This window comes from Pseudomonas sp. B28(2017), from assembly GCF_002113025.1.
Classification (GTDB): Bacteria; Pseudomonadota; Gammaproteobacteria; order Pseudomonadales; family Pseudomonadaceae; genus Aquipseudomonas.
The window spans coordinates 500,503-512,675 of the sequence record NZ_NEJH01000003.1; the positions used below are offsets into that span (position 1 = coordinate 500,503).

General features: G+C 60.1%; 10 protein-coding genes and 1 riboswitch. Of the genes, 4 read left to right on the forward strand and 6 right to left on the reverse strand.

The window, feature by feature from the left end; genetic code table 11:
• Position 1: 1 nt before the first annotated feature.
• Entirely contained in the window at positions 2-721 is a 720-nt protein-coding gene (locus tag CAF65_RS11625) for a 16S rRNA (uracil(1498)-N(3))-methyltransferase (RefSeq protein WP_085716404.1), read from the reverse strand.
• A 143-nt stretch (positions 722-864) separates the two neighbouring features.
• Entirely contained in the window at positions 865-2,271 is a 1,407-nt protein-coding gene (locus CAF65_RS11630) for an adenosylmethionine--8-amino-7-oxononanoate transaminase (RefSeq protein WP_085716405.1), read from the reverse strand.
• 223 nt (positions 2,272-2,494) lie between these two features.
• Between CAF65_RS11630 and CAF65_RS11635 the strand changes: the two genes are divergently transcribed.
• The 3 genes from CAF65_RS11635 (at position 2,495) to CAF65_RS11645 (ending at position 5,676) form a co-directional block, all read left to right on the forward strand.
• Positions 2,495-4,237 (forward strand): flavin monoamine oxidase family protein, encoded by a 1,743-nt coding sequence (locus CAF65_RS11635; protein ID WP_085716406.1) that lies wholly within the window; start codon positions 2,495-2,497, stop codon positions 4,235-4,237.
• A 261-nt stretch (positions 4,238-4,498) separates the two neighbouring features.
• Complete coding sequence (locus CAF65_RS11640; RefSeq protein ID WP_085716407.1) at positions 4,499-5,050, forward strand: cytochrome b; 552 nt, start codon at positions 4,499-4,501, stop codon at positions 5,048-5,050.
• A 32-nt stretch (positions 5,051-5,082) separates the two neighbouring features.
• A complete protein-coding gene (locus CAF65_RS11645) occupies positions 5,083-5,676 on the forward strand; it encodes a YceI family protein (protein WP_085716408.1) in 594 nt (197 codons plus the stop codon).
• Positions 5,677-5,855: 179 nt separating this feature from the next.
• Here CAF65_RS11645 and CAF65_RS11650 read toward each other — a convergent pair whose 3' ends face one another.
• The 4 genes from CAF65_RS11650 to ahcY form a co-directional block, all read right to left on the reverse strand.
• Positions 5,856-7,712 carry a DEAD/DEAH box helicase gene (locus CAF65_RS11650; RefSeq protein ID WP_085716409.1) on the reverse strand — a complete coding sequence of 619 codons (1,857 nt, stop codon included), beginning with the start codon at positions 7,710-7,712 and terminating at the stop codon, positions 5,856-5,858.
• A 223-nt stretch (positions 7,713-7,935) separates the two neighbouring features.
• Positions 7,936-8,751 (reverse strand): ABC transporter substrate-binding protein, encoded by an 816-nt coding sequence (locus CAF65_RS11655; RefSeq protein ID WP_085716410.1) that lies wholly within the window; start codon positions 8,749-8,751, stop codon positions 7,936-7,938.
• A gap of 193 nt (positions 8,752-8,944) precedes the next feature.
• Positions 8,945-9,790, reverse strand: a complete 846-nt coding sequence (gene metF / locus CAF65_RS11660; protein WP_085716411.1) for a methylenetetrahydrofolate reductase [NAD(P)H] — start codon at positions 9,788-9,790, stop codon at positions 8,945-8,947.
• 159 nt (positions 9,791-9,949) lie between these two features.
• Positions 9,950-11,359: an adenosylhomocysteinase gene (ahcY, locus tag CAF65_RS11665; RefSeq protein ID WP_085716412.1), complete on the reverse strand. Its 1,410-nt coding sequence runs from the start codon at positions 11,357-11,359 to the stop codon at positions 9,950-9,952.
• 23 nt (positions 11,360-11,382) lie between these two features.
• Positions 11,383-11,485, reverse strand: a riboswitch (S-adenosyl-L-homocysteine riboswitch).
• Positions 11,486-11,683: 198 nt separating this feature from the next.
• Here ahcY and CAF65_RS11670 point away from each other — a divergent pair.
• Complete coding sequence (locus CAF65_RS11670) at positions 11,684-12,085, forward strand: acyl-CoA thioesterase (protein WP_008019918.1); 402 nt, start codon at positions 11,684-11,686, stop codon at positions 12,083-12,085.
• The last annotated feature ends 88 nt before the right edge of the window (positions 12,086-12,173 follow it).

Sequence of the window (12,173 nt, forward strand, 5' to 3'; positions counted from 1 at the left end):
CCTAGAAATCACCCCAGAGTTGCTGGGCCACCGCCAGTGCAACAACCGGTGCGGTTTCGGTGCGCAGCACCCGTGGACCAAGGCGGGCGGCGTGGAAGCCGCTGGCCTTGGCCTGATCGACTTCGGCATCGGACAAACCACCCTCCGGACCGATCAGGAATGCCAGGCTTGAAGGTTTGGCATGGCTCACCAGCGGCTCGGCCACCGGGTGCAGCACCAGTTTCAAATCGGCTTGTGCCTGCTTGAGCCAGTCCGCCAACAGCACCGGTGGATGAATCACCGGTACCCGTGAGCGCCCGCATTGTTCGCAAGCGCTGATCGCCACCTGGCGCCAGTGCAGCAGGCGCTTGTCGGCGCGCTCGTCCTTGAGCCGGACTTCGCAGCGTTCGGTGAAGATCGGGGTGATTTCAGTGACGCCCAGTTCCGTGGCTTTCTGAATCGCCCAGTCCATGCGCTCGCCTCGGGACAAGCCTTGGCCGAGATGGATTTGCAGCGGCGACTCGATCTGCCCGGCGAAGCTCTCATCGATCTGCACCACTACGCGCTTCTTGCCGACTTCGACCAGGGTGGCGCGAAACTCGTGGCCGGAACCATCGAACAGTTGCAGCGCATCGCCTTCGGCCATGCGCAAGACACGGCCGATGTAGTGGGCCTGGGCTTCGGGCAACTCGTGCTCGCCGGTGCTCAGGGGGGCGTCGATGAAGAAGCGGGACAGTCTCATTTTGGTTCTCTGTAGTTCATATGTAGTTCATGCCGACGCTTTCGCGAGCAGGCTCGCTCCCACAGTTGAGCGCAATCCCTGTGGGTGCGAGCCTGCTCGCGAAGACGTCAACGCTGACGCCACGGAAGCTCAAGTGAAATCAATCAACCCGGATCACGGAACCCCGGATGGAAGTCCTTCGGCACCGCCACGCTGACGCTGTCACGGGTAGCAATGTCGATCCCTTCGCTGGCCACTTCGGCCAGGAAGTCGATCTGCTCCGGGGTGATCACATACGGCGGCAGGAAATACACCACGCTACCCAATGGACGCAGTAAGGCACCACGCTCCAGAGCGTGCTGGAACACCTTCAGGCCGCGACGTTCCTGCCACGGATACGCTTGCTTGCCGGCCTTGTCCTTGACCATCTCGATGGCCAGCACCATGCCGGTCTGGCGCACTTCGGACACGTTCGGGTGGTCGACCAGATGCGCCGTCGACGCAGCCATGCGCTGCGCCAGGGCCTTGTTGTTCTCGATGACGTTGTCTTCTTCGAAAATGTCCAGGGTCGCCAGGGCCGCCGCGCACGCCAGCGGGTTGCCGGTGTAGCTGTGGGAGTGCAGGAAGGCGCGCAGGGTCGGGTAGTCGTCGTAGAAGGCGCTGTAGACCTCGTCGGTGGTCATGCATGCCGCCAGCGGTAGATAGCCGCCGGTCAGGGCTTTGGACAGGCACAGGAAATCAGGGCGGATGCCGGCCTGTTCGCAGGCGAACATCGTCCCGGTGCGGCCGAAGCCGACAGCGATTTCGTCGTGGATCAGGTGCACGCCGTAGCGGTCGCAGGCTTCCCGCAGCAGCTTGAGGTACACCGGGTGGTACATGCGCATGCCACCGGCGCCCTGGATCAGCGGCTCGACGATCACCGCCGCGACCGTGTCGTGGTTTTCGGCCAGGGTCTGTTCCATGGCCGCGAACATATTGCGCGAATGCGCTTCCCAGCTCATGCCCTCGGGGCGCAGGTAGCAGTCCGGGCTCGGCACCTTGATGGTGTCCATCAACAGCGCTTTGTAGGTCTCGGTGAACAGCGGCACGTCGCCCACCGACATCGCCGCCATGGTTTCGCCGTGGTAGCTGTTGGTCAGGGTGACGAAGCGTTTCTTGTTCGGCTGACCGCGATTGAGCCAGTAGTGAAAGCTCATTTTCAGCGCGACTTCGATGCAGGACGAACCGTTATCGGCGTAGAAGCACCGGCTCAGGCCTTCCGGTGTCATCTTCACCAGGCGCTCGGACAGTTCGATCACCGGTTGATGGCTGAACCCGGCAAGGATCACATGTTCGAGCTGATCGACCTGGTCCTTGATGCGCTGGTTGATCCGCGGGTTGGCGTGCCCGAACACATTGACCCACCAGGAGCTGACCGCATCGAGGTAGCGTTTGCCTTCGAAGTCTTCCAGCCACACGCCTTCCCCGCGCTTGATCGGGATCAGCGGCAGTTGTTCGTGATCTTTCATCTGGGTGCAGGGATGCCACAGCACGGCGAGATCGCGTTGCATCCACTGATTATTCAGGCCCATTTTCACTCTCCTGGAGGCGGTCCGTTACCTGCGCGGACAAACAATCGCGCAAGCCTATGCAATGCGTGCCACGGGGACAACCCATTGTGTCGAATGAGCTACTTTATCCAGGCCGATAGACGTTGCTGGCGGGTGTTTGAAGGCTGACGTATCCTTCGCGGTTCTTGAGCCGCCTGGCTCGCAAAAACTGCTGTTTTTCTCGTGTAATTCCGGAGTTCGCTGAATGTCTGTCGGTTGGCTGCGCGCCTGTGCGCTGGTGATGTTGGGGCTGTTCAGCGTGTCTGCGCTGGCCAAGGATAAAACCGCAATCGTGATCGGCGGCGGCCTGTCGGGCCTGACTGCCGCATACGAGCTGCAGAACAAGGGCTGGCAGGTCACTCTGCTGGAAGCCAAGTCGAGCCTGGGCGGCCGTTCCGGCATGGCCACCAGCGAGTGGATCGGCAACGACAAGACGCAACCGGTGCTGAACAAGTACGTATCGAGCTTCAAGCTGAGCACCACGCCGGCTCCTGAGTTCGTGCGGACCCCAGGCTACCTGATCGATGGCGAGTATTTCTCCGCCGCCGATCTGGCGACCAAACAGCCGGCCACTGCCGAGGTGCTCAAGCGCTTCGACAAGACCGTTGACGATCTGGCTCGCTCGATCGACGACCCGCAGAACCCGGCTGCCAACAACACGCTGCAAGCGCTGGATCAGATCAACGTGTCGAGCTGGCTCGACAAGCAGAACCTGCCGGCCACCGCTCGCCAGTTGATCAACCAGCAGATCCGTACCCGCTACGACGAACCTTCGCGCCTGTCGCTGCTGTACTTCGTGCAGCAGAGCCGCGTTTACCGTGGCGTCTCCGATCGTGACCTGCGTGCTTCGCGCCTGGTCGGTGGGAGCCCGGTGCTGGCCCAGGCCCTGGTCAAGCAGCTGAAAACCATCAAGACCAGCTCCCCGGTCTCGGCGATCATTCAGGACAAGGATGGTGTGACCGTCAAAGTCGACAATGTCAGTTACAAGGCTGACTACGCCGTGCTGGCCGTGCCGCTGCGCGCCCTGAACAAGATCCAGATGACCCCGGCGCTGGACGCCCAGCACCTGGCGGCGATCAAGGGCACCAACTACGGCTGGCGCGACCAGATCATGCTGAAGTTCAAGACGCCGGTGTGGGAGTCCAAGGCGCGTATGTCTGGCGAAATCTACAGCAACGCCGGCCTGGGCATGTTGTGGGTCGAACCTGCCCTGAAAGGTGGTGCCAATGTGGTGATCAACCTGTCCGGCGACAACGCGCGGGTGATGCAGGCTTTCGGCGACAAGCAGATGGTCGATCAGGTGTTGATCCGCCTGCATGCGTTCTATCCACAGGCTCGCGGTTCGTTCACCGGTTATGAAATCCGTCGTTACAGCACCGACCCGTCGACTGGCGGTGCCTACCTGGCCTTCGGTCCTGGCCAGATCAGCAAGTTCTGGCGCCTGTGGGAACGTCCGGTCCAGCGTGTAGCCTTTGCCGGCGAACACACCGACACCCTGTACCCTGGCACTCTGGAAGGCGCGCTGCGCACCGGTCAACGCGCAGCCAGCCAGGTTGAAGACCTGGCGGCGGGCAAGTCGTTCGAACCGGCAAAAGCGGTCCCGGCCGCTGCTACGGCGGGCGCTGGTGCGGTGGCGGCGAAGAAAGGCAATTTCTTCAGCAACCTGTTTGGCGGCTCGGATGACGAGAAGAAGCCAGAGCCGGTCAAGGCACCTGAGCCCGTTGCACCGCCAGCCCCAGCCCCGGCCGCTGCGCCGGCCCCGGTAGAAGCGCCGAAGCCTGCGACCCCGGTAAAAACCGAGCCAGCCAAAAAGACTCCGGCCAAAGCGCCAGTCAAGACCGAGGCTAAAAAAGCCCCGGCCAAGGCACCGGTCAAGAAGGCTGAGCCGGCGAAGAAGCCGGCTGCCAAACCTGCTGCAACCCCGGCAACGGACACCAAGGCGCAGTAAGCCCCAGTCAAAAAAAACGCGGCAGAAATGCCGCGTTTTTTTATGCCCGGAGAAATCCGGGTTAACAATCGAATAAACCCTTTGCGGGAAGTGTTATTGAGCTGGGCTACATTTTTGTATACACATTGGCCTTTAATCTTTTCTTAACTCGCCTGTTTCAGACTCTTTATCGTATTTCTCGATATTTCAAAGCGAAATTTTCGGCTTTAAATCGATAGATAACTCGATAGTCTTGGGCCAGCACTCACAGGGATCTAGGCAATGCAGCTACGTAACTCTACCTCCCGCTACGGCTGGGTCAGCATCTTCATACACTGGAGCGTGGCACTGGCCGTATTCGGCTTGTTCGCCCTCGGGCTGTGGATGGTCGGCCTCGGCTATTACGACCCATGGCGCAAGGACGGGCCGGATCTGCACAAGAGCATTGGCTTGATCCTGCTGGGCGTCATGGTGCTGCGGGTGTTGTGGCGTTTCGTCAGCCCGCCACCACCGACCTTGGCCAGCTACAGCCGTATGACGCGCCTGGGGGCGAAATTCGGCCATGCCTTCCTGTATCTATGTCTGTTCGCTGTGATGATTGCCGGTTACCTGATTTCCACCGCCGAAGGTGCCGGGATTCCGGTGTTCGACTGGTTTGAAGTGCCTGCCCTGGTTTCCGGACTGCCGGACCAGGCAGATAACGCCGGTGCGATTCACCTCTACCTGGCGTGGGTGCTGGTAATTTTTTCCGGCCTCCATGCGTTGGCAGCATTGAAGCACCACTTTATCGATCGTGATGCGACCCTCAAGCGAATGCTGGGTCGCAAAGCCTGAAGTTCAACCTCGACTCTCAAGGAAAATAAAGCATGTTGAAAAAGTCACTCGCCGCTCTGGCAATCGGTTCCATTCTGCTGTCCGCCAACGTGATGGCGGCTGACTACACCGTCGACAAGCAAGGCCAGCACGCCTTCGTCAATTTCAAGATCAGCCACCTGGGCTACAGCTACATCACCGGTACCTTCAAGGACATCGACGGCAAGTTCAGCTTCGACGCTACCAAGCCTGAAGACAGCAAGATCGAGTTCAACGTGAATACCGCCAGCGTTTTCACCAACAATGCTGAACGTGACAAGCACATCTCCAGCAAAGACTTCCTGAAAGTGGCTGATTTCCCTAAAGCCACGTTCGTGTCCACCAGTGTCAAATCCACCGGCAAAAACGCCGCTGGCAAAGACACTGCCGACGTGGCTGGCGACCTGACTATTGCTGGCGTAACCAAGCCTGTCGTGGTCAAGGCCACCTTCCTGGGTGAAGGCAAGGATCCATGGGGTGGCTACCGTGCAGGCTTCGAGGGCACTACCAGCATCAAGCGTTCCGATTTCGGCAAGATGATGGACCTGGGTCCACAGTCCGACGCGGTCGATCTGTACATCACGTTTGAAGGTGTCAAGGCGAAGTAATTTTCGCGCCTGACAAAAAACGCCCCTGATCTTGCGATCAGGGGCGTTTTTTATTGCCGTGCGCTATCTGCCAGATTACGCAAACCCTGTGGGAGCAAGCTCGCTTCCACAGGGTTTTGTACTGATCAAAAAAATGCCCCGGCTCTTTCGAACCGGGGCATTTTTATTTCAGCGACAAATCAGCGATTGCGGGTCAGCAGCGCTGGTTTCTCGCCACGAGGACGGCTTGGCAGTTGATCCAGTTGCTCAGGTGTCAGGAAGCGGTCGGCTTTCGATTCCTTGTGCATGATCTTCGGCGCATTGCCACGCGGGTTCTGTACGGCCGGCTCGGAGCGCGACTGGTCGTCACGGGCCGGGCGGCGATTGCGCGAGTCTTCGCGGCGAGCCTGGCCGTCGCGCGATGCGCCACTGCGTGGGCCGTTGCGCTTGGCCGATGGGGTGCTGGCACCATCGCTGTTGCGCGGACCGTTCTGGCGACCTTGCGGTTTGCCGGAGCGTGGAGCACCCGAACCTGCTGCGGTGCCTTGTCCCGGAGCACCCGGACGGCGACCACGGCCTTGCGCGGGTTTCTGCTGCGGCACGTAGTCGACGCGGTTACCGAAGTTATCGATATCGTCGTCCAGGAACTCGTCCGGGGCACGGTCAGCGGCGGCGCGTGGCGGTTGGCTCGGACGCTGTTCACGGGCCGGGGTGCCTTCGCGAGGCTTTTGCTGACGGGCCGGACGCTCACCGCGTTCACCCGCCGGCTTTTCCTTGCCCTTGTCCTTGCCTTTGTCCTTGCGACCGCTACCGCTGCCATTCGGACCGTCGCCGCGCGGGCCACGTGGATTGCGTGGGTTACGCATGTCCGGACGCTCGCGCACTTCAGGTTTTTCGGCTTCCACGGCGCTGGCATCGAAGCCCATCAGGTCGCCATCGGCGATTTTCTGCCTGGTCATGCGTTCGATGCTTTTCAGCAGTTTTTCTTCGTCCGGGGCTACCAGCGAAATCGCTTCGCCCGAACGACCGGCACGGCCGGTACGACCGATACGGTGCACGTAGTCTTCATCGACATTCGGCAGTTCGAAGTTGACCACGTGTGGCAACTGGTCGATGTCCAGGCCACGGGCGGCGATGTCGGTGGCCACCAGGATGCGCACGGTGCCGGCCTTGAAGTCGGCCAGGGCTTTGGTGCGGGCGTTCTGGCTCTTGTTGCCGTGGATCGCGACGGCGCTCAGGCCGTGTTTGTCCAGGTACTCGGCCAGGCGGTTGGCGCCGTGCTTGGTGCGGGTGAACACCAGCACCTGTTCCCAGGCGCCGGCGGTGATCAGGTGGGCCAGCAAGGCGCGCTTGTGGCTGGCCGGCAGACGGAACACGCGTTGTTCGATGCGCTCGACCGTGGTGTTCGGCGGGGTGACTTCGATGCGTTCCGGGTTGTGCAGCAGTTTGCCGGCGAGGTCGGTGATGTCCTTGGAGAAGGTCGCCGAGAACAACAGGTTCTGGCGCTTGGCCGGCAGACGCGCCAGCACTTTCTTCACGTCATGGACGAAGCCCATGTCGAGCATGCGATCGGCTTCGTCCAGCACGAGGATTTCCACGTGGGACAGATCAACGCTGCCTTGGCCGGCCAGGTCGAGCAGGCGGCCAGGGCAGGCCACCAGCACGTCTACGCCGCGGGCCATGGCCTGAACCTGCGGGTTCATGCCGACACCGCCGAAGATGCAGGCGCTGACGAACTTCAGGTCACGGGCATAGACCTTGAAGCTTTCATGCACTTGCGCAGCGAGTTCGCGAGTCGGGGTCAGGACCAGTACGCGCGGCTGGCGCGGGCCGTGACGCTGGGATTTGTCCGGGTGACCGTTGGGGAACAACCGCTCCAGGATCGGAAGGGCGAAACCGCCGGTTTTACCAGTACCTGTCTGTGCCGCAACCATCAGGTCGCGACCTTGCAACACGGCGGGGATGGCCCGCTGTTGCACCGGAGTAGGCTCGGTATAGCCCGCATCTTCGATAGCGCGGACCAAAGCCTCGGAGAGACCGAGGGAAGCAAAGGACATGAGTAATCCTGTTTTAGTTAGGGCTTGGCCCAATGGGAGTCTTGCCTGGCGCGAATGGCGTTTAAGAAGACGCTATCCCGTCCGGTCCTGCTGGGTCTCGAAGGCTCGCCTGCAAGCGCTCGCGCGGGCCGTGAAGCTGCGCAGTAGCGGGGTTGAGATGCCTTGAACGATTCCGAGCGTCCGGGCGTGAGCCTGGCGGGAAGGCCGGAGTATAACAGAGCAATCACTGCGCGCTGCTTTCCTGCTGCTCAACGGTTTTTTCCGTGGCGGCCGTGGCCTTTTCAGTCTTCACGCTGGCGGCCGGTTCCGCACCATAGCGGGCACTCAGTTCAGCGTAGGCGGGTTCGCGCTTGAAGCGTTTGAGTTCGGCACCGAAACGCTGCACGAGCAGGTCCATGCCTGCATTGCGCCGCACCGCGAGAAACTGGCTTTGCTGGCTGATGATCGTGGGGTTTTCGGTGATCTTGTCGCGGATGCCCAGTTCATCGAGCAAATGCTGGCCGACCCGGCGGTCGGTAATCAGCAGGTCAATCCGCCCGCGCACCAGTTTGCCGAAGTTGGCTTCATGGGTGGGAGCCGGCTCGCGGGTGAACAGCGTCGAATCGCTGAAGTCCTTGCTATACAGATAACCCGGCGAAGTGCCGATGGTCAGGCCGCGCAAGTCATCAAGGGTGCGGAACGGGTGGGGCCGGTCATTGGCGTAGAACATCACGAACTGGACTTCAGACAGTGGTTCGCTGGGGTAGAGCAGGGTGGCATCACGCGCATCGCTGTGAAAGATGTCCAGCGCGCCGTCGGCCTGGCCTGATTCAAGCATCGACAGGCAGCGTTTCCATGGCAGGAACTGCCATTCCACTTCGATACCCAGGCGCTTGAAGACTATGGCGGTTGTTTCGTAGTCCAGGCCCAGGGATTTGCCGTTGTCTTCATACACATAAGGTGCCCACGGCTCCGTGACAATGCGCAGCTTCTCGCCCCAAGCGGCGAAGCTCAGGCAAGTGAAGACAAGCACGGCGGTAAATTGCGTGATCAAAGGCATGTGCTTGAGATTACGACGAGAAACCGGAAAGAGCCAGAAACTGACCGCAGATGCTCTAACTCCGTGGATTGCCGCACATTAATAGTGCATTGAAAGCAAAAGATCGCAGTCTGCGAAAGCTCCTGAAGGAGCTGCCGAAGAATGCGATCCATTGATCTTGCTTGTAGCTTTCAGCTTTGAACTGGCAGTTGTTTCAACGCGGCAACTTCAGGTTATTCCACACCGCCAGGCTCGCTTCAGCCTGGTTCAGCGTGTAGAAGTGCAGCCCTGGAGCGCCGCCTTGCAGCAGTTGTTCACACATCTCGGTGATGACCTGTTCGCCAAAGCGCTGAATGCTCTGGGTGTCGTCGCCGTAGGCTTCCAGTTGCTTGCGGATCCAGCGCGGGATTTCTGCACCGCAGGCATCGGAGAAACGCGCCAGCTTGCTGTAGTTGGTGATCGGCATGATGCCCGGCACGATCGGGATGTTCACACCCAACGCCCGCACGCGTTCCACGAAGTAGAAGTAGCAGTCGGCGTTGAAGAAGTACTGGGTGATCGCACTGTCGGCGCCAGCGTTGGCCTTGCGCACGAAGTTGGCGACATCCTCTTCGAAGTTACGTGCTTGCGGATGCATTTCCGGGTAAGCAGCAACTTCAATGTGGAAATGGTCACCGGTTTCTTCACGAATGAATTCAACCAGGTCATTGGCGTGGCGCAATTCACCACTGGCCATGCCCATGCCGGAAGGCAGGTCACCGCGCAGGGCAACGATGCGCTTGATGCCGGCAGCCTTGTACTGGGCCAGCAGACCGCGCAGGTCGTCCTTGCTGTCGCCCACGCAGGACAGGTGCGGAGCGGCAGGTATTTTGACTTCGCTTTCGAGCTGCAACACGGTGTTCAGCGTGCGATCACGGGTCGAACCGCCGGCGCCGTAGGTGCAGGAAAAGAAATCGGGGTTGTAGGCCGCCAGCTGGCGAGCAGTGGCGAGCAGCTTTTCTTGCCCAGCATCGGTCTTCGTAGGGAAGAACTCGAAGCTGTAGCGACGATCTTGGGACATGGGAACACCCTTGAAAACGCGTAAGCCTGTGAGGCTTGCACATCCCATGTGGGAGCGGGCTTGCCCGCGAAAGCGGTGGGTCAGACGACATGAATGTCGAATGATAAATCGCTTCGCGAGCAAGCCCGCTCCCACAGGGAGAGCAGGCAGCGGATCCGATCAGTAGCGGTAGGCGTGCGGCTTGAACGGTCCTTCGACGGTCACGCCGATGTAGTCGGCCTGGGTCTTGGTCAGTTGAGTCACTACGCCGCCGAAGCCACGGACCATTTCCAGGGCCACTTCTTCGTCGAGTTTCTTCGGCAGTACTTCAACGGTCAGGCGCTCGGCTTTCTGGGCTGGCGACAGGTCGGCGTACTTCTGGCCGAACAGGAAGATCTGAGCCAGAACCTGGTTGGCGAACGAACCGTCCATGATGCGGCTCGGGTGACCAGTGGCGTTGCCCAGGTTAACCAGACGGCCTTCGGCCAGCAGGATCAGGTAGTCGTCGTTCTGTGGGTCGAAATCACCAGCGCCGGTACGGTGGATCTTGTGAACCTGTGGCTTCACTTCTTCCCATGCCCAGTTCTTGCGCATGAAAGCGGTGTCGATTTCGTTGTCGAAGTGACCGATGTTGCAGACAACGGCGCGCTTCTTCAGGGCTTTGAGCATGTTCGAGTCGCAAACATTGACGTTGCCGGTGGTGGTCACGATCAGGTCGATCTTGCCCAGCAGTGCCTTGTCGATGCTTGCTTCGGTGCCGTTGTTGATCCCGTCGATGAACGGCGAAACCACTTCGAAACCGTCCATGCAGGCTTGCATGGCGCAGATCGGGTCGACTTCGGAGACTTTAACGATCATGCCTTCCTGACGCAGGGACTGAGCGGAACCCTTGCCCACGTCGCCGTAGCCGATCACCAGCGCTTGCTTGCCGGACAGCAGGTGGTCGGTACCGCGCTTGATCGCATCGTTCAGGCTGTGACGGCAGCCGTACTTGTTGTCGTTCTTGCTCTTGGTCACCGAGTCGTTGACGTTGATGGCCGGGATTTTCAGCTCGCCCTTGGCCAGCATGTCCAGCAGGCGGTGAACGCCGGTGGTGGTTTCTTCGGTCACGCCGTGGACGCGATCCAGCACCTGTGGGTACTTCTTGTGCAGCAGCTCGGTCAGGTCGCCGCCGTCGTCGAGGATCATGTTGGCGTCCCATGGCTGGCCATCCTTGAGGATGGTTTGCTCCAGGCACCACTCGTACTCTTGTTCGGTTTCACCTTTCCAGGCGAAAACCGGGATGCCGGCAGCGGCGATGGAAGCGGCGGCCTGATCCTGAGTCGAGAAAATGTTGCAGGACGACCAGCGCACTTCGGCACCCAGGGCAACCAGGGTTTCGATCAGCACGGCAGTCTGAATGGTCATGTGGATGCAGCCGAGAATCTTCGCGCCCTTGAGCGGTTGCTCTTCGGAGTACTTGCGACGCAGACCCATCAGGGCTGGCATTTCGGATTCGGCGATGATGGTTTCGCGACGGCCCCAGGCAGCCAGGGACATGTCGGCGACTTTGTAGTCGGTAAAATCTGCAGGCGTGTTGACAGCGCTCATGAAGAGCCTCCATTCGTAATGTATGCGAATGGGCGCCGTTGTGCGTTTAGTGTCGGGCCGATCAAGGCCTGGCAACGCCCCATCCGAGCCTGACAGGTCTAGCCTGCTGCAGCGCCCCTCGGACAGGTGGCGGGAAAACGGTATCCAGTAGAGGTTACCGTTTTGAAACGGGGGCGATTATAGCCGTCTATGCTGATCTTCCAAAGGGTTTCTGCAGGTCAATGTCCGAACGGTAATCGCGACCATAGTCGATGGTGAATAGAGCTCTGGTTCGGGGTCTGCCAAGATACCGTCCATCATTCGGCAAGACGCTCAGGAGTGAATATGAATTTCCACACCCGCAAATGGGTAAAACCCGAAGACCTCAACCCTAACGGCACTTTGTTCGGCGGTAGCCTGCTGCGCTGGATCGACGAAGAGGCGGCGATCTACGCCATCGTCCAGCTGGGCAACCAGCGAGTAGTGACCAAGTACATTTCCGAAATCAATTTCGTCAGCGCCTCGCGCCAGGGCGACATCATCGAACTGGGCATCACGGCTACCGAATTCGGCCGCACTTCGATCACCCTGACGTGTGAAGTGCGCAACAAGATCACCCGCAAGAGCATCCTCACCGTTGAAAAAATGGTGTTCGTGAACCTCGGAGAAGACGGCTTGCCGGCACCTCACGGCCGGACCGAGATCAAGTACGTCAAGGACCAGTTCAAGGATGACGCCAGCGTGTAGGAGCGAGCATGCTCCGGGCGGCGTTCCGACGATGGACTCGAGAACACCGCTGGGTGTCAGGTGCCCGGCGTTATCGTTTACGACCATC